Raw genomic sequence first — 25,321 nt, forward strand, 5'->3', positions numbered from 1 at the left:
CAGCAACGTGCGGTCTGTAGTTCAGCAGGAAAAGCATTCGATTCTGTTCATTTATGCCGATGGCAGGTAGAATGCACGCCGTTTATCTGTTCCGCGCCGCTGCGCGCCCATAGACGAAAAGGGCTGGTCATGACGTCTGTTACTTCCTCCACTTCCCGCGTAGTTACCGATTCTCCCGTTGTTGTTGCTCTGGATTACAATAACCGTGACGCCGCACTGGCCTTTGTTGATGGTATTGATCCCCGCGATTGCCGTCTGAAAGTCGGCAAAGAGATGTTTACGCTGTTCGGTCCGCAAATCGTTCGCGATCTGCACCAGCGTGGTTTCGACGTTTTCCTCGACCTGAAATTTCACGATATTCCTAATACCACTGCGCACGCCGTTGCTGCGGCGGCTGAACTGGGGGTGTGGATGGTTAACGTTCATGCTTCCGGCGGGGCACGGATGATGACAGCGGCGCGCGAGGCGCTGGTGCCGTTTGGCAATGACGCACCGCTTCTGATCGCCGTCACCGTCCTGACCAGTATGGATGAATCTGACCTGCGAGACCTGGGTGTGACGTTGTCACCAGCCGAACACGCGGAGCGTCTCGCACGCCTCACGCAACAGTGTGGCCTTGATGGGGTGGTCTGTTCCGCTCAGGAGGCGGTTCGCTTCAAAACCGAGTTAGGCCGCGACTTTAGGCTAGTGACGCCGGGTATTCGTCCGGCGGGCAGTGAGTCAGGGGATCAGCGACGCATCATGACGCCAGAGCAGGCGCTGATCGCCGGTGTAGACTATATGGTGATTGGTCGCCCGGTGACGCAATCTGCTCACCCGGCAGAGACCCTGAAAGCGATTAATGCATCACTGAAAAAGGGGGCATAATGCGTGACGCCAATAGTCGTCTGGTCTATTCAACGGATACCGGGCGCATCGAAGAGCCAAAAGAGAAAGCGGAACGCCCGAAAGGCGACGGCATCGTGCGGATCCAGCGCCAGACCAGCGGTAGAAAGGGCAAAGGCGTTTGCCTGATCACCGGCGTCGATCTGGATGATGCAGAGCTGATAAAACTCGCCGCTGAGCTTAAAAAGAAATGCGGATGCGGTGGGGCAGTGAAAGACGGCATTATTGAGATTCAGGGCGATAAACGCGATTTAATTAAATCGCTGCTGGAAGCTAAAGGCATGAAAGTCAAACTGGCGGGCGGCTAAAATAAATGAGCCACGGACATTGCCGTGGCTATTTTTTTTACGTGCGTTAGTCAGACCTGAAAATACAAAATATATTATTATATCGGTGAGAGCCGTTATGGTGATTATTTGCCCACCTGGTGACCGATAATACCACCTACGGCAGCACCACCTAACGTACCCAGCGTACTACCATCCGTTAACACTGCACCACCAAGCGCACCAGCACCGGCACCAATTGCTGTGTTACGGTCACGTTTAGACCAGTTAGAGCAAGCGCTCAGGGACATTGCTACAGTGATTGCCAGAACAGCGGCGGCTAATTTTTTGCTGGTAAAGGTCATAATACTTTCTCCTGAATTATCGATTCACGGAAAGGAATGCACTTTAAGTATAGACAATATCCATACTTAAATTCTGTTTCCGTGAAAGCTGGTCGCGCAGGCGTTTCATCATCACGCAGGTGATAGTCACTTCCTGTTATATCGCTAATATTAATTTTACGTATTTAGAAAGGTTTCAACAGGTAAAAACTCTTAAAGGAGGTATCGGAATAATCTCAGAGAAAGGTTGAAGTGCGCCCTTTATTCGGGCGCAGCAGGATAATCAGGCCGTTTTTTTCACAATATCAACAGTCAGACCATCCTGTTCTAATTGCTGGCGGTATTCCTCACGTAAGCGCTCATCCGTAATTACGCGGCTGAAGCGTGAAGAAGGCCCCATCGTATATGGGTGCACGGCGCCAAACTTAGAGCTGTCGGTCAGCACAATTGCTTCACACTCTTTGGCGAGCACGGCGTTAACCACATCGGAGCGCATCATGTCTCGGCCGGTAAAACCGGTGTCAGGCTGCCAGCCATCAATACCAATAAAGGCTTTGCTGAAGTGAACCTGCTGTACGTATTGACGCGTTAAAGGTCCCACCATGCTTTCGCTTTTCTTCTGGTAAATACCGCCCAGCAGGATCACCTCGCAACGAGTTTCCTTCAACAGGTGGGCGATATAGCTGCTGACGGTGATGATGGTAATGTCTTTTTGATCGGCAAGCGTGCGTGCAAGAAGGGCGTTACTACTGCCATTTTCAATAAAGACGGTCTCACCATTATTCACTAAGGATGCCGCGAACTCCGCCAGCTCCCGCTTGAGCGCATAATTGTTCATCATGCGGGTTTCGACATCGTCACTGTCCAGTGGAACGGCATAACCGTGCGCACGACGCAGGTAGCTCTGTTTTTCCAGAAGATTCAGATCCTGACGGATGGTGACTTCAGAAACGCCGGTGGCTTTAGCGAGATCGACCACGCTAACGCGCCCCTGATCGATCACCATCTGCAAAATGATTTGTTGTCGGGAATTCATAGCATCCATTTAAAAGACAAAGGCGGAAAAGACGTGGTTACACTTCCCACGGGGCTTTTGGTTGAGTGGAGTCTGGTGCGTTATTGGCGCCGTTCTCAGCCAGCAGTTCAGACTTGAGGATCTCAAGATTACGGATAGCAGAGTGATAATCACCCGCAACAAGAATATCCAGCACGGTATCGATACGCTGTGCCACGGCTGCTGCATCAATGTTAGACATAAGCTCACCCTGAAGCGAAAAGTTAATATTATCAATGATGCAGAAAATTGATTCAAAAGAGAAGGTAAAAAATGCAATAACCAAATTCGTTAAATGGAAGTGAGAAATTAAAACCCCGCAGGCTGCGGGTTCCAGGGGGCTATGAGTCTAAAACTGCGCTAACGGGCATTCCTGGCCTGATAGTGCTTTAGCCATCGCCCGAATTCGGCTGCGGGCATGGGCTTAGCAAAAAGATAACCCTGCCGTTCGTTGACGCCGTTCTTCGTCAGAAAGGCGTCTTCTTTCGCGCTCTCCACCCCTTCAGCTATGACCTGCAAATTCAACGCCTGGGCCACGGCGACTATCGCGCGCACCAGAGACTGTGAAATGGACTGCTTATGGATATCCCGCACGAAAGACTGGTCAAGCTTGATGGCATCGATAGGGAAGCGCGCCAGTTGCGACAGGGAAGAGTACCCGGTACCGAAGTCATCCAGATGAATTTGCGCACCCAGGCGACTAAACTGCTGGATCACCGAGAGGGCCAGCTCTTCATTTTCAATAAGACAGCTTTCGGTCAACTCCACATCAATCGGGCAGTATTCAAAATTCAGGTCTTTCAGCGCCTGCTTCAGGTCGCTGAATATGGTCTGGTCCGCCAACTGACGGGCAGAGACGTTGACCGCGACGCGCAGGTTGATCCCTTCGTCGCGCCATTTTGCCACCTGACGTACCACATCAAGCATAACCCAGCGGCCAAGGGGGACAATCAGCCCCGATTCCTCGGCGTAGGAGATAAATTCCATCGGCGGGATCAGGCCACGCTCTGGCGACTGCCAGCGCACCAGCGCCTCCAGGCTTCTGACTTCGCCGCGCCAGGTCATTTTCGGCTGGTAGTGGATCAGCAGCTGATCGTTATCCAGCGCCTTACGCAGGTTGGTATCCAGCCAGAGATATTCAAACACGCGCTGGTTCATCTCTGGCGAGAACACGCAGAATTTACCCCGGCCATTTTCCTTGGCGGTATACATGGCGGTATCGGCACTGCGAATGACGCTTTCGCGATCGGTACCGTGCTGGGGCGCAAGCGCGATGCCAAGCGAGCAGCCCGTGTAGACTTCAATCAGCCCGATGCGGAAAGGCTGGCGCAGCCGGGTCAGAATGCGCGACGCCAGGGCCTCCAGCGCGCCCTGCGAGGTATCGGTGGCCATCACGATAAACTCATCCCCGCCAAGGCGCGCCAGGGTTTGTCCTTCATCGAGGCAGCTCAGGATCGCCAGCGCAACGGCCTGGAGCAGCTGGTCGCCAAACATGTGCCCATAGGCATCGTTCACTTTTTTAAAGTTATCCAGATCGAGATAAACCACGCCCACCTGCGTTTCACCCCGGGCGGTGATGGCATCGGAGATCCGCTCATGGATGGCGTTTCGGTTAGGCAAACCGGTGATCGTATCCGTGTTGGCGAGAACGCGCAGGCGCTCCTGGGCCCGGCGCTCTTCCGTTATGTCGGTACCTGAACAGATGAGGAAAATTTCATTTTTCCCGCTACCGCTATGAACGAATTTATTTCTGAACAGAAACAGGCGTTGACCCTTGCGGGTCTTGATCCAGCGTTCGACTTCGTAGGAGCTGCCGTTACGAAAAAAACCGGTGATGTTGCGTTTGGAGGCCGCGGCTTCGCTGCGGCTCATAAACAGTTTGAACACGTTTTGCCCGATGACGTCCTGTTCTTTAAGTCCCGTATATTCTTCACTTAAGCGGTTAAAACGCTGAATGTTTCCGTTCTGGTCGAGGATCACGATCACGGAGTTCGCCTCGGAAACCACCTGCTCGGCGAAGGAGAGACCCTGCGCCAGATCGCGCGCTACGGAAGGGGTATCGTTCCAGGCGGATGCCGTTCCTGCCCACTCATTTTTGTTAATTTTACGCCCGACAAGATGAACGGGAACATCCACGCCGTACAAGGGGAGGGTCATGGCTATGCTGGAGGTGATCACGGTGAGCTGGCGAATCAGAGCGGCCTGCTCGTCCTCCAGCGCAACCACCTGAATGATGTCAGCGCTTTCGGTGGCAGCAAGATGCAGAGCGTTGCTGTCTGCTGTCAGTCGCCACCACGGGCTATGCGTACCCATGTAACGAAACAGCAAATTCTGCTCCTGATCGTCCATCATGTTTTCTCCCGCGGCTGCTGAGTAGCGCAAAATTATTCATTTGCAGTCGACAAGGACGACGCTCTTTTACTGTAGATAATTCTGGCGGAATGTGGCGGCGGGATACTGAAAAGTGTGAGTAAAAACGATGATATTGCGGGAGATAGTGCGGGAGAGAAGTATCGGCCATCCATTAAGAAGATGGCCGATATTCCAGGTGATTATCAGGCGACAGGGCGCGCGATAATGCTGCGGGTTTCCATGCGAACTTCAGCGATGGTGACATCAATCACGTCAGTGACCTTGTAAACCGTTTCGCCTTTAATTTGCACGGTCCCGTTTTCCTGGCTGCAAACCAGCTCGTCGCGAGCGGCATGCAGGAACGGGGCAGGGATAAAGGCTACGGCGCCATTATCCACCAGACGTACACGCATACCGCCTCGGCTGATGTCGATAATTTCAGCCGGGAAACGGGTGTCGGTTCCTGCCTTATCATTCAGGAAGCGCGCGTATAACCAGTCACCTACATCACGCTCCGCCATACGGTTCAGACGGCGACGCTCTGCCATCTGCAACGTTGTATCATCCTGTGGGCGGGCAACGGACTCTCCTTTAACGATCGCTTTCAGCAGACGATGGTTAACCATGTCGCCGTACTTACGGATCGGTGAAGTCCAGGTGGCGTACGCCTCAAGGCCGAGACCAAAGTGCGGGCCTGGCTCGGTGCTGATTTCCGCGAAGGACTGGAAGCGGCGAATACGGCTGTCAAGGAACCCTGACGGCTGCGCATCCAGCTCGCGGCGCAGTTTGCAAAAACCTTGCAGGGTCAGCACTTCCTCAGGATCGACGTGTACGTCATGGGTTTTCAGCAGGGCAGCCAGCGCTTCGGTGTTCGCCGGATCGAACCCGGTGTGCACGTTGTAAATGCCGAAGCCTAATTTGTCGCGCAGCACGCGTGCGGCACAAATGTTGGCGGAAATCATCGCTTCTTCAACGATGCGGTTGGCAATGCGGCGTGGCTCAGCGACGATGTTCAGCACTTCGCCTTTCTCACCCAGCACGAAACGGTAGTCAGGGCGATCCTTGAAGACCAGCGCGTGGGTCTGACGCCATTCGCTGCGGCTCAGGCAGACGCGGTGCAGCAGGCGAATTTGCGCGGCAATATTCTCAGAGTCAGGTGTCCAGTTGCCGGTGTTCTCCAGCCAGTTGGAGACGTTGTCATAGGCCAGCTTGGCTTTGGATTCGATGGTGGCGGCGAAGAATTCGATATCTTCTTCAATGGTACCGTCAGCCGCGATGGTCATGCGGCACGCCAGTACCGGACGCAATTCATGGGGACGGAGGGAGCAGAGGTCGTCAGAAAGTTCGCGCGGCAGCATCGGGATGTTGAAGCCCGGCAGGTAATTGGTGAACGAACGTACTTTGGCCATCTCGTCCAGCTTGCTGCCTTCGACAATCCATGCGGTAGGGTCGGCGATGGCAACGGTCAGATGCAGTTTGCCATCCGCGGCTTCTTCCGCGTACAGCGCGTCGTCCATATCCTCGGTGCTGGCGCTGTCGATGGTGACAAAGTCCAGCCCGGTCAGATCGCGACGCTCCAGGCCCTCGTCCTGCATTTCTGTCGCCACGCCATCCGGCGCTTCTTTTTCCAGGTTATGGCGCGCCAGCGTCACCCACCACGGCACGAAGTGGTCATCGCCAAAGGTGATGAACTGGGTCAGCTCGGCGTAAAAGCCGCGATCGCCTTTTAACGGATGACGGCGCATCTCAGCAACGGCCCAGTCACCCTCTACAAAATCATGCTCAACGCCACGCGCGGCGCGGCACGGAATAGCCTCTTTCAGGAGAGGATGATCCGGCACGATAGAGAGACGATCGTCTTTTTTATGCACTTTCCCGACAAAGCGGGTCAGGAAAGGCTCGATCAGTGCTTCCGGCTCGGCAGACTCTCGTTCCTTTTCGGTATGAATAACGGCCGAAATGCGGTCGCCATGCATCACTTTCTTCATTTGAGGTGGCGGAATGAAGTAGCTCTTTTGTCCGTCAACTTCCAGAAAGCCAAAGCCCTTTTCCGTGGCTTTTACGACCCCTTCTGCACGCGGCGTCTGGGAATGCAGTTGCTGTTTAAGCTGCGCAAGCAGCGGGTTGTCCTGAAACATAATGTTCTATTTTCGTAGCCATTGAGCGGCTGACAGTTTTACGCGATTCTCACTGCTACAGCAAGCGCTCTTTAGGTAAAGAGTACGGTTATTCCTCTCTGCCGAGCGCTACGCGCAGACGGTCCAGCCAGCCGTAAAACGCGTGCCGGGTGAGCAAATTAATGGCGGTTTCTGGCGAGATACCCGACTCGGTCAGGGGCGTTAACTGGGCGGCGCTAAAGCGATCCGGCGAAGCAACGAGCAGCGCTTGGGCGGCTGAGAGCATCGAAGAGGCGTGACCTTCGCTTTGCGGATAGTTAATCAGTATGTCGCCCGTCAGATTAAGCAGCATCGGTTCATGGCACAGCACCGGCGTGAGTGCCTGTAGCGCCGGTTCCGCCTGCCAGCGTGAGAGTGCCTCAAGCTGAAGCGCGCTGGCATATTTTAGTTCAACCGCAGGTAGCGTGGCGGCCCATCTGTGGAAGCTGACCGGTAGCGTATGAGGCTGTATGTGGTGTCCGGGCAGCCAGCGTACCGGGTGGCCGAGCAGCGCCTGAAACACCGCGACTACGCGTGCCTGAAAACCGATAAAACCGATGATCTGGTTGATAAGCACAATGTCATACGTTGTGAGCCCAACTTCATCAAGCTGGTGTTGGGCTTTGTCGTCGATGACATCCGGTGAGCTGGCTAACTGGCGGGCATACTGGGTGATTTCTGCAAGGCGTCGATTGCTTTCCCGGGAAGAGTCGGGGCCCGGGAGGGGAGCGAGCAGCGCCGCGTAGTGGTTACAGAGCCGCTGGACGCCACACGCCTGCGCAACCGTTAAGGCCGTGCTCAGCCTGTCGTAGGCGCTAAGCGTGTGCAGACGATTAACAGAAGTTTCAAGCGGGAACAGGAGGTCACAGAGAGCTCGGGCAGGCGAGAGCCAGCCAGCGCAGTTTGCGAGGATGTCTTCAGGTAGGGCTAAATCGAGCAAAAAACGATCGTCGACGTTAGCGGCTTCAGGCACCAGCGGCAAAACGTCCGTCTGCGAATGATTCGACTGGGTTTCATGATACCAGTGGCCTTTGCCGGAAAAACGGCGTTGTTCCATGGGCGTTCCTTGATCTCAAAATGGCGATCAATATCCTGGCGTAAGGTGGAGGAGGGGAAAAATATTGTTAGGTGATAACAAATAGCAGAACGGAATAACGACGTGCGGGAGGGGAGAAAACTCTCTTCCCAGGCGGGAAGAGAGTAACAGGCTTATTTGATTTCCAGCTCGTTCATTGCAGCGATGTTGAAGCCGCCGTCAACGTGAACCACTTCGCCGGAGATACCCGCAGAAAGGTCAGAGCACAGGAATGCCGCAGAGTTACCCACATCTTCGATGGTAACGGTACGACGAATCGGGGTAACCGCTTCGCAGTGTGCCAGCATTTTACGGAAATCTTTGATGCCGGAAGCAGCCAGGGTACGGATTGGCCCCGCAGAAATGGCGTTAACACGCACGCCTTCAGGACCCATTGCGTTCGCCATATAGCGTACGTTGGCTTCCAGAGATGCTTTCGCCAGACCCATCACGTTGTAGTTAGGGATAGCACGTTCTGCGCCCAGGTAGGACAGGGTCAGCAGGGCTGCGCCCGGGTTCAGCATCGCGCGGCAGGATTTTGCCATCGCAACGAAGCTGTAAGAGCTGATGTCGTGCGCGATTTTGAAGCCATCACGGGTAACCGCGTTTACGTAGTCGCCGTCCAGCTGGTCGCCTGGAGCGAAGCCGATAGAGTGAACAAAACCGTCGAATTTCGGCCATGCTTTTGCCAGTTCAGCAAACATGCCATCAATGCTTTCGTCTTGTGCAACGTCACATTCCAGAACAATGCTGGAACCCAGCTGCGCGGCAAATTCTTCAACACGGCCTTTCAGCTTGTCGTTCTGGTAGGTGAACGCCAGCTCAGCGCCTTCGCGATGCATAGCCTGTGCGATGCCATATGCGATGGACAGTTTGCTGGCAACGCCAGTCACCAGAATGCGCTTACCGGAAAGAAAACCCATAGCTTTAATCCTTATATTCATTGCTTATTTTGCCTTGTAATTCATAGCGTTACAGGCAGTATTTCAAAATCATTCGAAATTAGCTCGAAATTATAGCCCACTCACAGCCCCTTGTGTCACGATATTTCTCGCTTCAGGGCGTTGACTGGGCTCATGGAAGACGTTGAACTGACGCTTCATCATGCTGTTTCGTGCGTATTCCAGCAGTATATCACCGGGGGCTGGGTTCGCCTCATCCAACCAGAAGCTGGCCGGAAGCTTCACGCTTACAGGGGCGGATATTCATTCGCCGGCGAGGGGATTCGGGCAATCACCTTAATTTCAAAATCAAATCCGGCCAGCCAGTTAACGCCTATAGCCGTCCAGTTTGGGTAAGGAGGCTGCGGAAACGCCCGTTTTTTCGCCTCCATAATGACGGGGAACTGGTTTACAGGATCGGTATGAAACGTCGTGACATCAATCAAGTCGTCAAACGTGCAACCCGCGGCGGCCAGAGTCGCCTGTAAATTATCGAATGCCAGCTGCACCTGAGCGGCGAAGTCAGGTTCAGGCGTGCCATCGCTGCGGCTGCCGACCTGACCGGAAACAAATAACAGATCGCCAGAGCGAATGGCAGCTGAATAGCCATGCTCCTCATAAAGGGTATGTCGATTGGCAGGGAAGACAGGATTACGTGGAGGCATGGCAGTTCCTTTTCTGTCAGAGGTGTTGTTGTGGTTACTTAAGAGAAGTAACATACGCGATGTATGTGAAAAAATGTAATTCACATACGCCGCGTATGTCAAATTAAAAATACCGCCTTTATAGGAAGTTCTATGGCTACAAAACGTCGTGCTGAAACGGCTCAGGAAAATCGCGAAAAAATGATTCAGGCGGCACGGAAGGCTTTTGCTGAAAAAGGCTATGCCGCAGCGTCGATGGATGAACTGACGGCAAGCGTGGGGTTAACGCGCGGCGCGCTGTATCATAATTTTACCGATAAGAAAGGATTACTGGCGGCGGTAGTCGCGCAGATAGACAGCGAAATGGCGACCAACGCGAAAGCCGTTGCCGCAGCCGCAGACGATGACTGGGAGAGATTGCTGGCGGAAGGTATCGCCTACATCAACATGGCGCTCGTTCCGGAAGTTCAGCGTATTGTGCTGCTTGACGGCCCGGCCGTTCTGGGCGATCCGGCGCAATGGCCCAGCCAGAACAGCTGTCTTGAGTCGACCCGCCGGACCATCGAAAAATTAATCGAACGCAACGTGCTTAAAAAAATGGATGCAAAAGTCGCAGCCCATTTGCTAAACGGCGCTGCGCTGAATGCTGCCCTGATGATTGCCGCGAGCGATGAACCGCAGAAGACGCTGCCGCATGCCATTGAGGTGTTTACTCTGCTGGCAAGCGGGTTACGCAACGGCTAACGATCTTTCCGCCATGCGTCCGCCGTCAACGCTTCACCAAAGTGTCCGGCAATCAGGCGTTTTGTTAGATCGTGGAGCGGAGAGGCCAGCACGTCAGCGGTACTGCCGCGCTCAACCACTTCACCCTGGTGCATCACCAGCACCTGATCGCTGATGTGCTTCATCATGCCCAGGTGCTGAGTCACGTAGATATACGAGATCCCCTGCTTTTCCTGTAGCTCAAGCATCAGGTTGATGAGTTGCGAACGCATCGACATATCCAGCGACGCCAGCGCTTCGTCGGCGATAATCACCTTTGGGCGCAGGATCAGCGCGCGGGCCAGACCGAGACGCTGCTTTTGGCCCGGGGCCAGCATGTGGGGGTAATAGCTCACGTGGTCGGGCAGGAGGCCTACCAGACGCAGGGTTTCAACAATCCGTTTGCGACGCGCTTCCGGCTCCAGGTCGGTATTCAACCGCAGCGGGAAGTCCAGGATCTGGGAAATACGCTGGCGCGGGTTGAGGGACGTCGACGGATCCTGAAAAATCATCCGGATGCGCTGACTGCGGAAAGAGTAGTCACCAAATTCCAGAGGATGATCGTCAATCAGTATTTCACCGCCGCTCGGCTCTACCATGCCCGCGAGCATTTTTGCGAGGGTCGATTTGCCCGAACCATTTTCACCGATAATCGCCAGCGTCTGCTTTTCGCGCAGCGTGAAGCTCAGCGGTTTAACCGCTTCGACGGTCTGACGGTGAAACAGCCCTGTACGATAGCGAAAGGTCTTACTCAGGTTACGCACTTCCAGTAAGGTTTCGACCATTTCACTCTCTCTCCATGTTCAGCGGGAAATGACAGGCAAACAGATGGTTTTTCGGCCCTGTCAGGCGCGGTGTTTCAATACATTTACGCTGAGCATACGGGCAACGCGGCCCCAAACGGCAGCCAATGGGCAGCGACTCCAGCAGCGGGATCGCGCCGGGCAGGGTATTCAGACGGCTCTTGTGCGGCATCGCGCTGCCAAAGTCAGGGATCGCGCGAATCAGCGCCTGCGTGTAGGGATGATGCGGCATCGTCACCAGGTCTTCACTTGGCGCGGTTTCTACCGTCTGTCCGCAGTACATCACGTCAATTTTATCCGCCCACTTGCTGAGCATTTGCAGGTCATGGCTGATCAGCAAAATGGTGGTGTTGTTATTCTGATTCAGACGCGTGAGCAGGCGGAAAATCTGCGCCTGGGTCGTTGGCTCCATCGCGTTCGTGGGTTCATCCGCAATCAGCAGACGCGGCTGATTGGCCAGGGCGATAGCTATCATCACTTTCTGGCATTCACCGTCGGTCAGTTCATACGGAAAGCTACGCATTGCGTCTTTATGATCTTTGATCCCGACGCGGTGCAATAGCTCAACGGCACGGCGCTTACGCCAGCCGAAACGCTGCCACCAGCGGCCTTTATAGGTCCAGCCGGGAATGTTCTGCATCAGCTGTTTGCCCACGCGCTCGGACGGGTCAAGACAGGATTGCGGCTCCTGGAAAATCATCGAGACGTTATGGCCCACCAGCTTGCGGCGTTCGCGCGGTGAGAGACGCAACAGATCGATGTCGTCGAAGCGCATACGGTCGGCGGTGACGCGCCAGTTGTCTTTCGACACGCCGCAAATGGCTTTGGCGATCAGGCTTTTACCTGAACCGGATTCGCCCACCAGACCGCGTATTTCGCCTTCTGCAAGGGTAATGCTGATGCGATCCACGGCTTTAACCCAGCCTTCACCCGTTTTGATTTCGATGGTGAGGTTGCGGATATCAAGTAACGGCATTATTGCACCCCCGCATTGATTGCGCGGCGGATCCCATCGCCCAGCAGATTGATGAGCAGAACGCTCACCATAATGGCCGCGCCCGGCAGCATGACTGTCCACGGCGCAACGTAAATCAGCTCCAGCGCATCGCCGAGCATAGCGCCCCATTCCGGGGAAGGGAGCTGTGCGCCCAGGTCAAGAAAGCCCAGCGCCGCGATATCCAGAATCGCCATCGACAGGGCGCGGGTGATCTCCGTCACCAGCCCGGCGGCAATGTTAGGCAGCACGGCAAACCACAGAATATTGAACGTGGTGGCACCGTCCAGACGGGCGGCGACGACATACTCTTTCTCCAGTTCGTCGTGAACCAGGCTGTAAACCGAGCGCACCATGCGCGGCAGAATCGCCAGCCAGACGGCAAACATCGCGTGCGTCAGGTGCGGCCCCGCGAAGGCCACGACGATTATCGCCAGCAGCAGCGAAGGAATAGAGAGTAGGGTATCCAGAATATGGTTAAGCACGGCTGAGCGCAGCCCGTGGGTTGATCCGGCAAAAATACCCAGCGCCAGGCCGCAGATCGCCGCGGCAAGCGTCACCACAAATGCGCCGCCCACCGTGGGGGCCGCGCCGCTCAGCAGGCGGCTTAGCACGTCGCGTCCGAGATCGTCAGTACCGAGGAAGAAAGAAACCTCCCCGTAGCGCGACCATGACGGCGGTAAAAGCTGGTAGCCAAGGAACTGCTGATCGATGCCATACGGCGCAAACCACGAACCCAAAACGCACAGCAACACGAGGCCAATGCAGCCGTAAAAGCCGATCATTGCCGTGGTGTCGCCGTAAAAATTACGCCACACGGTACGTAGCGCACCAGGTGTGCGCTTTTCGCTGTAGACGTTATCGTAAGGCATACCATTCCTTATGCTTCAACGGGTTGGCCATGGCACCCAAAATATCGGAAACAACGTTAACAATAATAACCAGTGAGCCAATCACCATCACGCCGGCGGAGATAGCCGCATAGTCCTGCTGGCGAATCGCGTTGATCATCCAGCGCCCAAGGCCTGGCCAACTGAAGACCATCTCGGTGATCATCGCCAGCGTCAGCATGGTGGAGAATTGCAGCCCAAGACGGGGGATCACCGGCGGCAATGCATTGTGCAGCACGTGGCGGCGCAAAATCGTCAGACGAGACAGTCCGCGCGTGGCCGCGGCTTTAACATAGTTTTGCTCGAAGACTTCGATGGTGCTGATACGCATCAGGCGAATCACTTCGGTGGTGGGCGCGACGGCCAGCGTGAGCACTGGCAACACCATGTGGCGCAACGCGCTTACGATCATTTCATCGCGCCAGACCGAATCGGAAAGCCAGGCGTCAACGATGGCGAAGCCGCTCACCGTTTGCACGTTATACAGCAGATCAAAACGACCCGACACCGGCAACCAGCCCAGCGTCAATGAGAAGAAGAGGGTTAGCAGCAGCGCCAGCCAGAAGACTGGGATAGAGAAGCCAATTAAGGCAAGCGCGCTGATGAATTTATCCTGCCATTTATTGCGATAAATTCCCGCCAGCATCCCCACCGGGATCCCCACCATAAGGGCAAAGCCGAAGGCGAGTATACACAGCTCCATGGTGGCCGGGAACACCACCTTAAGCTGCTCGGAGATGAGCTGTCCGTTGATGCTGGACACGCCGAAATCCCAGTGCAGCAGGCCGTTAAACCAGAACAGCCAGGCGTCCCAGAGGGATGAGCCCTGAAGCGGAGCGTGCGGCGTAAAGTAGCTAAGGCTAAAGCCGACAAAGGTCAGAAGGAACAGGGTGACCAGCAGTAACAGCAGCCGACGCAAGGTAAAGATAATCATGGCTTTTTCACCTCTTGCTCTTTCTCACGGGTCACGCCCGCGAAGGAGGCGTTACCAAACGGGCTAAGTACCAGCCCTTTAATATCGTAACGGTAGGCCTGAAGGCGCAGGGAAGAGGCAAGCGGCAATACGGGAAGCTCTCTGGCCAGAATATTTTGCGCCTCATCATAGGCTTCAATGCGTGACGCAAGCTGCTGAGACGCCAGCGCTTTTTGCAGCACGGCATCAAATTCACGGTTACACCAGTGGGCGTAGTTGGTCTGGGAATTTATCGCCGCACAGCTCAGTAGTGGACGGAAGAAGCTGTCCGGATCGTTACTGTCGGTAGACCAGCCAGCCAGTGTTAAGTCGTGGTTCATGTCCATCAGACGCGCCTCCTGGAAACGGCCTTCGACCGGGACGATGATCACCTTAACGCCCACCTGCGCCATATCTGCCTGCAACAGTTCGGCGGTTTTCAGCGGGCTGGGGTTCCACGCCTGAGAGCTGGTAGGCACCCAAAGCTGTAGCGTCAGGTTTTCTGCCCCCAGCGCTTTAAGCTGTTCGCGCGCTTTCGCCGGATTATATTCCGTGATCTTCGCCTCGCCGTCATAGGCCCACGAGGCACGCGGCAGAATCGAGGCGGCGGTTTCCGCGGTACCGTAGTAAATCGACTGCATCAGACGCTGATTGTTGATCGCTAACGCCAGCGCATGGCGCACGGCCGGGTTATTCAGCGGCGGCTTATCAGTGTTAAATGCCAGATAAGCGATGTTCATCCCCGGGCGCAGGGTCAGGCGCAGGCGAGGGTCGTCGCGCAAAATCGTTAACTGGCTGGCCGCAGGCCACGCAAGGACATCGCACTCGCCGGTCAGCAGTTTAGAGAGACGGCCTGTTCCTCCTGAACCCAGATCAACGATAACCTGCGGCATCAGCGGTTTGCCGCGCCAGAAATTATCGTGACGTTGCAGGCGAATGTATTGTCCGGCGCGGTACTCAGCCAGCTGGAACGGCCCTGTGCCCACGGGCTCACGATCGAGGCGTTCCTGACGATCCTTTTTCGTCAGCTGATCCGCATACTCCGCTGACATGATGGAGGCGTAGTGCGTCGCCAGATGCCAGAGGAAGGAGGCGTCCGGGTGCGTCAGGCGAAACTCAACGGTGCGGTTATCCAGCTTGCGAACGCTTTTGACCGTGTCCGCGAATTGTAGACTGTCGAAATAGGGGAAGTTGCTGCCGTTGACGTTATGCCATGGATGATTGCGGTTGAAGATGCGCTGGAAGGTGAAAACCACGTCATCCGCGTTGAGCTTGCGGGTTGGCGTAAACCACGGGGTGTGCTGAAAAGCAACATCATCACGTAGACGGAAGCGGTATGTTGCGCCGTTATCCATCACTTCCCAGCTTTCGGCAAGCTCCGGAACCAGCCGATAGGTATAAGGATCGACGTCGAGCAGGCGATCGTAGAGCTGTGCGGCCAGCGTATCAACAATCAGGCCGCTCCCCGCTTTTTGCGGGTTGAAGGTATCAACTTGCCCGCTGACGCAATAGACGAAACCACTCTCACGAATATCAGGGGGCACAGCGCGATCGGGCGCAGCAAAGGCCAGATTGCTGAACAGACCGAGTGCAAACAGGGACGATAAAACCAGGCGCATAGTTTTTAAGGTTTTTAGATTCGATCTGCAAAGTGTATCGCACTTACGCCTGCTTCGTAAAAATGTCTGGGGGTAAGTGCTGATAATGTCAGCGCATTTGATGTTTTTTGAGCAATGCCCTTAACTGATGGTAGGTCAGACCCAGCAGTTCAGCCGCCCGTTTCTGATTATATTTCGCCTCTTTCAGGCTCTGTTCGAGCAGCTGCTGTTCCTGCTGATGCTGGAACTGGCGTAAATCGAGCGGCAACGCCGGACCCTGCTGGCGCGCTGCCGGAGCAGGGGCCTGTTTAACCTCGCGCCGAAACGGATCGAGTATAATGTTGTCCAGCTCGGACTCGCTGCTGCCATGACGGTAAACGGACCGTTCCACCACGTTTTTGAGTTCACGAATATTTCCCGGCCAGTGGTAGCCGAGCAGTGTCTCGGTGGCCTGTTCGCTAAAGCCCGGAAAGAGCGGCAGGCCCAGTTCCCGGCACATCTGAATGGCAAACTGATCGGCCAGCAGCATGATATCGCTACGTCGCTCCCGCAGCGGCGGCAGCTGAACGACATCGAAAGCCAGCCTGTCCAGCAGGTCGGCGCGGAATTTGTCCTCTGCCACCATCGCGGGCAGATCGGCGTTGGTGGCGCATACCAGGCGAACGTTGACCTGGAGCGGCTGACTACCGCCAACGCGTTCCAGTTCACCATACTCTATGACGCGCAGCAGCTTTTCCTGCACCAGCATCGGCGCTGTGGCCAGCTCGTCGAGGAAAAGCGTGCCGCCATCGGCGCGCTCAAAACGGCCGGGATGACGCTTTTGTGCGCCGGTAAAGGCGCCGGCTTCATGACCGAAAAGCTCCGTATCAAGCAGATTTTCATTCAGTGCCGCGCAGTTAAGCGAAATAAAAGGACCATCCCAGCGGCCAGACAGAAAGTGCAGGCGGTTAGCAATGAGTTCTTTACCGGTTCCACGTTCCCCGATGATTAGCACTGGTTTATTCAGCGGCGCGAGGCGTGACACCTGTTCAATCACTTCCAGGAAGCTGTTCGCTTCGCCAAGCAAATTGTCTTTGTATTCAGCCATGATGAAATTAACCACTCCTTAGTGATATTCACCAGGTGAGAATAGTCTCTGGCTGGATGAATATCAATCAGAATCAATAAAATCAATAAGATAAAAACTTGGCACGGGAATTGTATTTACTACACAGCAGGGCATCGCCCGATAACAGAACTATGAGGATTGAATTATGGGTATTTTTTCTCGTTTTGCCGACATCGTGAACGCCAACATCAACTCGCTGCTGGAGAAAGCGGAAGATCCGCAGAAGCTGGTGCGCCTGATGATTCAGGAAATGGAAGACACGCTGGTTGAAGTACGCTCCACCTCCGCCCGCGCGCTGGCAGAGAAAAAGCAGTTAACGCGTCGTATCGAGCAGGCGACTGCCCAGCTCAACGAGTGGCAGGAAAAAGCTGAACTGGCGCTGCGCAAAGATAAAGAAGATCTGGCCCGCGCTGCGCTGATTGAGAAGCAAAAGCTGACCGAGATGGTTGCCACGCTGGAACATGAAGTGACGCTGGTGGATGATACCCTGACCCGCATGAAGAAAGAGATCGGTGAGCTTGAAAATAAACTCAGCGAAACCCGTGCGCGTCAACAGGCGCTGGCGCTGCGCCATCAGGCTGCAAGCTCGTCCCGCGACGTGCGTCGCCAGCTGGACAGCGGCAAACTGGATGAAGCGATGGCGCGTTTCGAATCGTTCGAACGCCGTATCGACCACATGGAAGCGGAAGCCGAAAGCCACAGCATCGGTAAGCAGAAAACCCTCGATCAGCAGTTTGCTGACCTGAAAGCCGATGATGAAATTAGCGAGCAGCTGGCTGCGCTGAAAGCCAAAATGAAACAAGATAACCAATAATAATTCCTGCGGCACCTGAGCGTGCCGCATCGCAAGACAAGGAGTACACATGAGCGCGCTTTTTCTGGCAATACCCCTGACAATTTTTGTGCTGTTTGTTCTGCCCATCTGGTTATGGCTGCACTACAGCAACCGCACTTCACGCGGTGAGCTGTCGCAGAGTGAACAGCAGCGGCTGGCGCAGCTCTCTGCTGAGGCAAACAAAATGCGCGAACGTATTCAGGCGCTGGAAGCTATCCTGGATGCGGAACACCCGAACTGGAGGGAGCGTTAATGGCTGGACTGAATCTGAATAAAAAACTGTGGCGCATTCCACAGCAGGGCATGGTACGGGGCGTTTGCGCCGGGCTGGCACACTATCTGGATGTCCCGGTAAAACTGGTGCGCGTGGTCACCGTATTGTCGATTTTCTTCGGCCTGGCCTTTATCACTCTTGTGGCATACATCATTCTGTCGTTTGTACTCGATCCTATGCCGGACGGTGAACTGGATGCAGAGAACACGCCTACCAGCAGCGATCTTCTCAATGCGGTAGACGAGCAGCTGAGCGCAGGGGAGAAGCGATTGCGTGAGATGGAACGTTACGTCACCTCCGATACCTTTACGCTGAGAAGTCGTTTTCGTCAGCTTTAAGAGAGAACATACATGAAACAAAACTGGCAACAGGCCGGTCAAAAGGTAAAACCCGGCCTGAAAATCGCAGGTAAACTGGTTCTGATGACGGCGTTACGTTATGGTCCGGCGGGTGTGGCGGGCTGGGCGATCAAGTCTGTTGCCCGTAAGCCGGTCAGAATGGTGCTGGCGGTCGCACTGGAGCCGCTATTAAAGAAACTGGCGAAACGCGTTTCCCGCCGCTACTTTTCACGCTAATCCCTCGCACAAAAGCCCTTTCTCATTCAGAGAGAGGGCATGAATTTCCCCTCTGCTTTTTCTCGTTCTTTGCGGCAGCTCACATTACTGCGTTGCGCTGCTTTGAGAATGCCTTTTTCAGCCCACAGGTGCGTTGACAGATATTTTTCATGGGAGTAGATTGCCACTCCGTGGGACCGCTACCATGGAAAATAAAGTGAACGCAAAAATTAAAAAACTCATCAATCATATTTACGGTGAATCATTTTCAGATGCACACCTGAACGTGTTATTAACGAAGCTTGAACAGGCGGCGGATAATATTACGGAAAAGCGTAAGTCAGGCTGGGATGAAAAAGACGTTGTTCTGATTACCTATGCCGATCAGTTCTCCGCGAAAGGGGAGGACGCATTGCCGGTATTTACCCGGTTCTATAATCAATGGCTTTCTCGCACGTTTTCCCATGTCCATCTTTTACCTTTTTATCCGTGGTCGTCAGACGATGGTTTTTCCGTTATCGATTATCACAACGTTGCACCTGAAACGGGTACCTGGCAGGATGTTGCGGAATTAAAGCAGTCAGCCAGCTTAATGTTTGACTTCGTTTGCAACCATATGTCAGCGAAAAGCGAATGGTTTGCTCATTATCTGGCGCAGAAGCCTGGCTATGAAGATTTCTTTATTTCAGTCGACCCCGAAACCGATTTATCTGCGGTGACGCGTCCACGTGCCTTGCCGCTGCTGACGCCGTTTACGCTGAATGATGGCAGCGTTCGTCATCTGTGGACCACATTCAGTGAAGACCAGATCGACCTTAACTTCGCCTCGCCGCAGGTGCTGATTGCCATGGTGGACGTACTGCTCCATTACCTCGCAGAAGGGGCGCGTTACATCCGACTGGATGCGGTCGGTTTTATGTGGAAGATACCCGGAACAAGCTGCATCCATCTGGAACAAACCCATTGCCTTATCCAGTTGTTCCGCGCCATTACGGATGCCGTTGCACCCGGAACGGTGATCATCACTGAGACAAATGTTCCGCACAAAGACAATATCTCTTACTTCGGTGATGGTGAAAATGAAGCCCAGATGGTCTATCAGTTCTCCTTACCTCCGCTGGTGCTGCATGCCGTTCATTGTCAGGATGTTAAAGCCCTCAGCCAGTGGGCGGGGTCGCTGGCGTTGCCTTCTACACACACCACCTGGTTTAATTTCCTGGCCTCGCATGATGGTATCGGTTTGAACCCGCTGCGCGGCATTCTTCCGGAATCAGAGATCCTCTCGCTGGTCGAGAAGCTCCAGCAGGAAGGCGCGCTGGTCAACTGGAAAAATAACCCTGACGGAACGCGAAGCCCCTACGAAATTAATGTTACCTATCTTGATGCCTTAAGTTTACAAGACAGTTCAGACGATGAGCGCATTGCACGGTTCATCCTCGCGCATGCTGTGTTGTTAAGTTTTCCAGGCGTACCGGCCGTTTATATTCAGAGTATTCTTGGTTCGCGTAACGATTATGAAGGTGTTGAACGCCTCGGCTATAACCGCGCGATTAACCGGAAAAAATACACGGCGGGGCAGATCGATAGCGAACTGAATAATAAGAAGAGTATTCGTTATCAAATTTATTCTCGTTTGAGTGAGCTTATCGCTATTCGTCGCGGGGAAAGCGCATTCCACCCAGACAGTCAGGCTGTTTTCGACACAATGGGTAAACAAATTCTTAAAATTATCCGTGTTGCTGAAAATGGCGAACGTATTACAGCATTATTTAATTTTAGCAATAAAATGCAGACCGTTTATGAGCAAACGCTATCTGGTAAAGAATTACTATCAGGACAATATATTAGCGGTACGGATCTGACCCTCAATCCATGGCAGGTAATGTGGATTAAAGAAAACTAAAAAGGACCCTAAAATGAAAATGCCCAAAATTGTGCTGTTATCAGCACTGGTTTCGTGCGCCCTGTTAACAGGCTGTAAGGACGATAAAGCATCTCAGGTCACCATTGAGTTTATGCACTCTTCGGTGGAACAGGAACGCCAGGCGGTGATAACAAAACTGATCGAGAAATTCGAGAAAGAGAACCCGTCGATTACGGTGAAGCAGGTACCCGTTGAAGAAGATGCCTACAACACCAAGGTCATTACGCTGGCCCGTACCGGTGCGCTGCCGGAGGTGATAGAGATCAGCCATGACTATGCCAAAGTCATGGATAAAGAGCAGCTTCTGGATCGTGATGCCATCGGCCGCGCCATCAAGGCGGTGGGCGAAGAGACATTTTACGACGGCATTTTACGCGTGGTTCGCACGGAAGATGGCAGCGCATGGACGGGGGTGCCGGTTAGCGCCTGGCTGTCCGGCATCTGGTATCACAAAGATGCCCTCGGGGCCGCGGGTATTGAAGAGCCGCACAACTGGGACCAACTGCTGAAAGCCAGTCAGGCGCTCAACGATCCGGCTAAAAAACATTACGGTATCGCGCTTCCAACCGCAGAAAGCGTTATGACCGAGCAGGCCTTCTCGCAGTTTGCCTTGTCGGGCGGCGCCAACGTCTTTGATGCAAACGGCAACGTGGAAATCGATACCCCTGAAATGTCGAAAGCGCTGGCATTTTATAAGGCGCTGGCCGCGACCACGATGCCGGGTTCGAACGATGTCATGGAGATCAAAGACGCCTTCATGAACGGCTCTGCGCCTATGGCCGTGTACTCCACCTATATCCTGCCTGCGGTCTACAAAGATGGCTCGCCGGCCAACCTGGGCTTCGTGGTGCCGACGGAAAAATCCTCCGCCGTCTACGGCATGATTACCTCGTTGACCATCACCACCGGTCAGACCGAAGAAGAAACGCAGGCCGCCGAGAAATTTGTCATCTGGATGGAGCAGGCTCAGAACGCCTCTGACTGGGTCATGATGTCTCCGGGTGCCGCGCTACCGGTCAACAAACTCGTGGTGGGCACAGATTCCTGGAAAAACAACGACGTGATCAAGGCCTTTGGTCAACTGCCATATGAGCTGATTGCGCAGTTCCCGAACGTCCAGGTGTTTGGTGCCGTGGGCGACAAAAACTTTACCCGCATGGGAGACGTTACCGGGTCCGGCATTATCAGTTCCATGGTGCATAACGTGACGGTGGGTCAAAAAGATCTCAATGCGACGTTAAGCAACAGCCAGAAAAAACTGACTGACCTGACATCACAACGATAGGAGCGCTTTGCGAAGGGAATTATGAAGACGTTGTTTTCTGGTCGTTCAGATATGCCTTTCGCCATGCTGCTGTTGGCCCCCAGCCTGATTTTGCTGGGGGGCCTGGTAGCCTGGCCAATGATTTCCAACATTGAAATCAGTTTTTTACGTTTACCGTTGAACCCGCGTATTGATGCGGCGTTCGTCGGCCTGGATAACTACATTCGCATTTTGGGCGATGCCGCGTTCTGGCACTCCCTGTGGATGACGTTCTGGTACACGGCGCTGGTGGTGATCGGCAGCACCGGGCTGGGGCTGGCCGTGGCGATCTTCTTTAACCGTGAATTCCGTATGCGGAAAACGGCGCGTTCGCTGGTGATTCTGTCCTACGTGACGCCGTCTATTTCCCTGGTGTTTGCCTGGAAATACATGTTCAACAACGGCTACGGGATTGTGAACTATCTGGGCGTTGACCTGCTGCATCTCTATGACCAGGCACCGCTGTGGTTCGACAATCCGGGCAGCAGCTTTGTGCTGGTGGTGCTGTTCGCCATCTGGCGCTACTTCCCGTATGCCTTTATCTCGTTCCTCGCGATTTTGCAGACCATTGATAAATCACTGTACGAAGCGGCAGAGATGGATGGCGCCAACGCCTGGCAGCGTTTCCGCATCGTCACGTTGCCCGCCATCATGCCGGTGCTGGCAACGGTGGTCACGCTGCGAACCATCTGGATGTTCTACATGTTCGCGGATGTTTATCTGCTGACCACGAAGGTCGATATTCTGGGCGTGTATCTCTACAACACGGCCTTCGCATTCAATGACCTGGGTAAAGCGGCTGCGATCTCCGTTGTGCTGTTTGTGATCATCTTCGCCGTCATTCTGCTGACCAGAAAAAGGGTAAACCTCAATGGCAACAAATAAACGCGTACTGGGCCGCATCGGTTTTTATCTGGGGCTGGCGGTATTTCTGATTATCACGCTATTTCCGTTTTTTGTGATGTTAATGACGTCGTTCAAAAGCGCGAAAGAGGCGATATCGCTGCATCCGACCATTCTGCCGCAGGAGTGGACGCTTCAGCATTACGTCGACATTTTTAACCCGCTGATTTTCCCGTTTGTGGATTACTTCCGTAACAGCATGGTGGTGTCGCTGACCTCCTCAGTCATTGCGGTGTTTCTCGGCACACTGGGCGCTTATGCGTTGTCCAAACTGCGCTTTAAGGGGCGCGCGACGATCAATGCGAGCTTTTACACCGTCTATATGTTCTCCGGGATCCTGCTGGTGGTGCCGCTGTTCAAAATCATCACCGCGCTTGGCATTTATGACACCGAGCTGGCGCTGATCGTCACCATGGTGACCCAGACGTTACCGACAGCGGTCTTTATGCTGCGCAGCTACTTCGACACCATCCCGGACGAAATTGAAGAAGCCGCCATGATGGACGGCCTGAACCGCCTGCAAATTATCTTCCGCATCACCGTGCCGCTGGCGATCTCTGGCCTGGTGTCGGTCTTTGTGTACTGCTTCATGGTGGCGTGGAATGACTATCTGTTCGCCTCCATTTTCCTGTCCAGCGCCAGTAACTTCACGTTGCCGGTTGGGCTGAACACGCTCTTCAGTACGCCAGATTACATCTGGGGCCGAATGATGGCGGCATCGCTGGTGACGGCGCTCCCGGTCGTCATTATGTATGCCCTGTCTGAACGTTTTATTAAAAGTGGTTTGACCGCCGGCGGCGTGAAGGGCTGAGGCGGCCGATTTTAACAAGGAGTGAGTCATGAAAAAATTAGTTGCGACAGCGCCCCGTGTAGCGGCGCTGGTGGAATACGAAGATCGTCCTGTTGCAGCGCATGAGGTGAAAATTCGCGCCCGTTATGGCGCGCCGAAGCACGGCACCGAAGTCGTAGATTTTCGCGCGGCAAGCCCGTTCATTGATGAAGAGTTCAACGCCGAGTGGCAGATGTTTACCCCACGTGAAGAAGGGGCAGCGCGCGGCATCGAATTTGGCAAATTTCAGCTGGGGAACATGATCGTCGGCGACATCATCGAGTGTGGCGCAGACGTGACGGCATACCAGATCGGCGACAGCGTCTGCTGCTACGGCCCATTGCAGGAGACGGTCATCGTCAACGCGGTGAACAACTATAAGCTGCGCAAAATGCCGCAGGGCGCGTCGTGGAAAAACGCCGTTTGCTACGATCCGGCGCAGTTCGCCATGAGCGGCGTGCGTGACGCTAACGTCCGCGTGGGGGATTTCGTTGTGGTTGTCGGGCTGGGCGCGATTGGCCAGATCGCCATTCAGCTGGCGAAAAAGGCCGGTGCGTCCGTAGTAATTGGTGTCGATCCTATCGAACATCGCTGTGACATCGCCCGCCGTCACGGTGCTGACCACTGCCTGAACCCAATCGGTACCGATGTCGGTCTTGAAATTAAGAAACTGACCGGCAAACAGGGTGCGGATGTGATCATCGAAACCAGCGGTTTTGCGGATGCGCTGCAATCTGCGCTGCGCGGGCTCGCCTACGGCGGCACGATCTCTTACGTGGCGTTCGCCAAACCGTTTGCGGCGGGCTTCAACCTGGGCCGCGAAGCGCACTTCAACAACGCGAAGATTGTCTTTTCCCGCGCGTGCAGTGAACCGAACCCGGACTATCCGCGCTGGAGCCGCAAGCGCATTGAAGAGACCTGCTGGGAACTACTGATGAACGGTTATCTCAACTGTGAGGATCTCATCGACCCGGTCGTCACCTTTGCCACTAGCCCCGACAGCTATATGAAGTATGTCGATCAGCACCCGGAACTGAGCATCAAAATGGGCGTCACTTTTTAAGCTAAGGAAAGCAAATCATGAAGATCGCAACACAAAACCAGGCCTTTTTCCCAACCAATATCATGGAAAAATTCAAATACATCAAAGCGATGGGTTTTGATGGCTATGAAATTGATGGCCGCCTGCTGGTGGAAAATCTCGATGAAGTGAAAGCCGCTATTAAAGCCACCGGCCTGCCGGTTACCACGGCGTGTGGCGGATACGACGGCTGGATCGGGGATTTCATCGAAGAACGCCGTTTGAACGGTTTACAGCAGATTGAACGCATACTGGAAGCCCTGGCTGAAGTGGGCGGAAAGGGGATTATCGTGCCGGCTGCCTGGGGGATGTTTACCTTCCGTCTGCCGCCAATGACCTCGCCACGCAGCCTGGACGGTGACCGCAAGGCGGTTAGCGCCTCCCTGCGCTGGCTGGATGAAGTAGCGGCGCGCACCGGCACTACCGTTTACCTGGAGCCGCTGAACCGCTACCAGGATCATATGATCAATACCCTGGCCGACGCGCGTCGTTATATCGAAGAGAACGGCCTGAAGCACGTGCAGATCATCGGTGATTTCTATCATATGAACATTGAAGAAGACTCGCTGACGGATGCGCTGCATCAGAACCGCGATCTGCTGGGCCATGTGCATATTGCTGACAACCACCGCTATCAGCCGGGCAGCGGCAGCCTCGATTTCGCCAGCCTGTTCGATCGGCTGCGTGCCGATAACTATCAGGGTTATGTGGTGTACGAGTGCCGGGTTCGTGCCGACGATCCGGCCAAGGCCTATCAGGACTCACTCAATTACCTGCGTGAATGCTAAGGATGA

The 25,321-nt window shown here is 54.4% G+C and carries 27 protein-coding genes; 13 read left to right on the plus strand and 14 right to left on the minus strand.

Features of this window, described 5'->3' with window-relative positions:
• Positions 1–129 precede the first annotated feature (129 nt).
• On the plus strand, positions 130–867 hold the full coding sequence (gene pyrF, locus A3466_RS21585; protein ID WP_063452280.1) for an orotidine-5'-phosphate decarboxylase: 738 nt from the start codon (positions 130–132) through the stop codon (positions 865–867).
• Entirely contained in the window at positions 867–1,193 is a 327-nt protein-coding gene (gene yciH / locus A3466_RS21590; protein ID WP_063452281.1) for a stress response translation initiation inhibitor YciH, read from the plus strand. Before pyrF ends, yciH begins: the two co-directional genes overlap by 1 nt.
• Before the next feature lie 104 nt (positions 1,194–1,297).
• Here yciH and osmB read toward each other — a convergent pair whose 3' ends face one another.
• From osmB to A3466_RS21630, 8 genes are all read right to left on the minus strand, one after another.
• Positions 1,298–1,516: an osmotically-inducible lipoprotein OsmB gene (gene osmB, locus A3466_RS21595; RefSeq protein WP_003856823.1), complete on the minus strand. Its 219-nt coding sequence runs from the start codon at positions 1,514–1,516 to the stop codon at positions 1,298–1,300.
• A 262-nt stretch (positions 1,517–1,778) separates the two neighbouring features.
• Positions 1,779–2,531 (minus strand): DNA-binding transcriptional regulator YciT, encoded by a 753-nt coding sequence (locus tag A3466_RS21600; RefSeq protein WP_063452282.1) that lies wholly within the window; start codon positions 2,529–2,531, stop codon positions 1,779–1,781.
• A 37-nt stretch (positions 2,532–2,568) separates the two neighbouring features.
• Positions 2,569–2,751, minus strand: coding sequence for a YciZ family protein (locus A3466_RS21605; RefSeq protein WP_074161126.1), 183 nt, complete (start codon positions 2,749–2,751; stop codon positions 2,569–2,571).
• 158 nt (positions 2,752–2,909) lie between these two features.
• The gene (gene pdeR / locus A3466_RS21610) at positions 2,910–4,901 is read right to left on the minus strand and encodes a cyclic di-GMP phosphodiesterase (protein ID WP_063452283.1); all 1,992 of its coding nucleotides are present in this window, start codon (positions 4,899–4,901) and stop codon (positions 2,910–2,912) included.
• A 203-nt stretch (positions 4,902–5,104) separates the two neighbouring features.
• Positions 5,105–7,039, minus strand: coding sequence for an exoribonuclease II (locus A3466_RS21615; protein ID WP_063452284.1), 1,935 nt, complete (start codon positions 7,037–7,039; stop codon positions 5,105–5,107).
• Between the two features lie 88 nt (positions 7,040–7,127).
• A complete protein-coding gene (locus A3466_RS21620; RefSeq protein ID WP_063452285.1) occupies positions 7,128–8,114 on the minus strand; it encodes a CMD domain-containing protein in 987 nt (328 codons plus the stop codon).
• 152 nt (positions 8,115–8,266) lie between these two features.
• A complete protein-coding gene (gene fabI, locus A3466_RS21625) occupies positions 8,267–9,055 on the minus strand; it encodes an enoyl-ACP reductase FabI (protein ID WP_003856831.1) in 789 nt (262 codons plus the stop codon).
• 266 nt (positions 9,056–9,321) lie between these two features.
• Entirely contained in the window at positions 9,322–9,738 is a 417-nt protein-coding gene (locus A3466_RS21630) for a RidA family protein (RefSeq protein ID WP_063452286.1), read from the minus strand.
• Between the two features lie 132 nt (positions 9,739–9,870).
• Here A3466_RS21630 and A3466_RS21635 point away from each other — a divergent pair, with 132 nt between their 5' ends.
• Positions 9,871–10,461, plus strand: coding sequence for a TetR/AcrR family transcriptional regulator (locus A3466_RS21635; RefSeq protein WP_063452287.1), 591 nt, complete (start codon positions 9,871–9,873; stop codon positions 10,459–10,461).
• Here A3466_RS21635 and sapF read toward each other — a convergent pair.
• The 6 genes from sapF to pspF all read right to left on the minus strand — a co-directional run bounded on the left by sapF (position 10,458) and on the right by pspF (position 16,818).
• Positions 10,458–11,264 carry a putrescine export ABC transporter ATP-binding protein SapF gene (gene sapF / locus A3466_RS21640; RefSeq protein ID WP_003856838.1) on the minus strand — a complete coding sequence of 269 codons (807 nt, stop codon included), beginning with the start codon at positions 11,262–11,264 and terminating at the stop codon, positions 10,458–10,460. The two genes, A3466_RS21635 and sapF, sit on opposite strands and share 4 nt — an antisense overlap.
• A 1-nt stretch (position 11,265) precedes the next feature.
• Positions 11,266–12,258, minus strand: a complete 993-nt coding sequence (gene sapD / locus A3466_RS21645; RefSeq protein WP_063452288.1) for a putrescine export ABC transporter ATP-binding protein SapD — start codon at positions 12,256–12,258, stop codon at positions 11,266–11,268.
• Positions 12,258–13,148, minus strand: a complete 891-nt coding sequence (gene sapC / locus A3466_RS21650) for a putrescine export ABC transporter permease SapC (protein WP_063452289.1) — start codon at positions 13,146–13,148, stop codon at positions 12,258–12,260. The genes sapD and sapC overlap by 1 nt, the downstream gene beginning before the upstream one ends.
• Positions 13,135–14,100, minus strand: coding sequence for a putrescine export ABC transporter permease SapB (gene sapB, locus A3466_RS21655; protein ID WP_063452290.1), 966 nt, complete (start codon positions 14,098–14,100; stop codon positions 13,135–13,137). The genes sapC and sapB overlap by 14 nt, the downstream gene beginning before the upstream one ends.
• Positions 14,097–15,737, minus strand: a complete 1,641-nt coding sequence (gene sapA / locus A3466_RS21660; protein ID WP_063452291.1) for an ABC transporter substrate-binding protein SapA — start codon at positions 15,735–15,737, stop codon at positions 14,097–14,099. The genes sapB and sapA overlap by 4 nt, the downstream gene beginning before the upstream one ends.
• Before the next feature lie 88 nt (positions 15,738–15,825).
• Positions 15,826–16,818 carry a phage shock protein operon transcriptional activator gene (pspF, locus tag A3466_RS21665; RefSeq protein WP_165602771.1) on the minus strand — a complete coding sequence of 331 codons (993 nt, stop codon included), beginning with the start codon at positions 16,816–16,818 and terminating at the stop codon, positions 15,826–15,828.
• Positions 16,819–16,969: 151 nt separating this feature from the next.
• Here pspF and pspA point away from each other — a divergent pair, with 151 nt between their 5' ends.
• The 10 genes from pspA to A3466_RS21715 all read left to right on the plus strand — a co-directional run bounded on the left by pspA (position 16,970) and on the right by A3466_RS21715 (position 25,315).
• Positions 16,970–17,638, plus strand: coding sequence for a phage shock protein PspA (gene pspA, locus A3466_RS21670; protein ID WP_063452293.1), 669 nt, complete (start codon positions 16,970–16,972; stop codon positions 17,636–17,638).
• A 49-nt stretch (positions 17,639–17,687) separates the two neighbouring features.
• Positions 17,688–17,912, plus strand: a complete 225-nt coding sequence (gene pspB, locus A3466_RS21675) for an envelope stress response membrane protein PspB (protein ID WP_063452294.1) — start codon at positions 17,688–17,690, stop codon at positions 17,910–17,912.
• Complete coding sequence (gene pspC / locus A3466_RS21680; protein ID WP_063452295.1) at positions 17,912–18,271, plus strand: envelope stress response membrane protein PspC; 360 nt, start codon at positions 17,912–17,914, stop codon at positions 18,269–18,271. The genes pspB and pspC overlap by 1 nt, the downstream gene beginning before the upstream one ends.
• Before the next feature lie 12 nt (positions 18,272–18,283).
• Complete coding sequence (gene pspD / locus A3466_RS21685) at positions 18,284–18,508, plus strand: phage shock protein PspD (protein WP_063452296.1); 225 nt, start codon at positions 18,284–18,286, stop codon at positions 18,506–18,508.
• Between the two features lie 184 nt (positions 18,509–18,692).
• Complete coding sequence (locus tag A3466_RS21690; RefSeq protein WP_063452297.1) at positions 18,693–20,390, plus strand: sugar phosphorylase; 1,698 nt, start codon at positions 18,693–18,695, stop codon at positions 20,388–20,390.
• Positions 20,391–20,403: 13 nt separating this feature from the next.
• Positions 20,404–21,696, plus strand: coding sequence for an ABC transporter substrate-binding protein (locus A3466_RS21695; RefSeq protein WP_063452298.1), 1,293 nt, complete (start codon positions 20,404–20,406; stop codon positions 21,694–21,696).
• A gap of 21 nt (positions 21,697–21,717) precedes the next feature.
• Entirely contained in the window at positions 21,718–22,599 is an 882-nt protein-coding gene (locus A3466_RS21700; RefSeq protein ID WP_063452299.1) for a carbohydrate ABC transporter permease, read from the plus strand.
• On the plus strand, positions 22,586–23,428 hold the full coding sequence (locus tag A3466_RS21705; RefSeq protein WP_063452300.1) for a carbohydrate ABC transporter permease: 843 nt from the start codon (positions 22,586–22,588) through the stop codon (positions 23,426–23,428). Before A3466_RS21700 ends, A3466_RS21705 begins: the two co-directional genes overlap by 14 nt.
• Before the next feature lie 28 nt (positions 23,429–23,456).
• On the plus strand, positions 23,457–24,509 hold the full coding sequence (locus tag A3466_RS21710) for a zinc-dependent alcohol dehydrogenase (protein WP_063452301.1): 1,053 nt from the start codon (positions 23,457–23,459) through the stop codon (positions 24,507–24,509).
• A gap of 17 nt (positions 24,510–24,526) precedes the next feature.
• Entirely contained in the window at positions 24,527–25,315 is a 789-nt protein-coding gene (locus A3466_RS21715) for a sugar phosphate isomerase/epimerase family protein (protein ID WP_063452302.1), read from the plus strand.
• The last annotated feature ends 6 nt before the right edge of the window (positions 25,316–25,321 follow it).

Source organism: Enterobacter genomosp. S (genome assembly GCF_001631805.1).
GTDB lineage: Bacteria > Pseudomonadota > Gammaproteobacteria > Enterobacterales > Enterobacteriaceae > Enterobacter > Enterobacter quasihormaechei.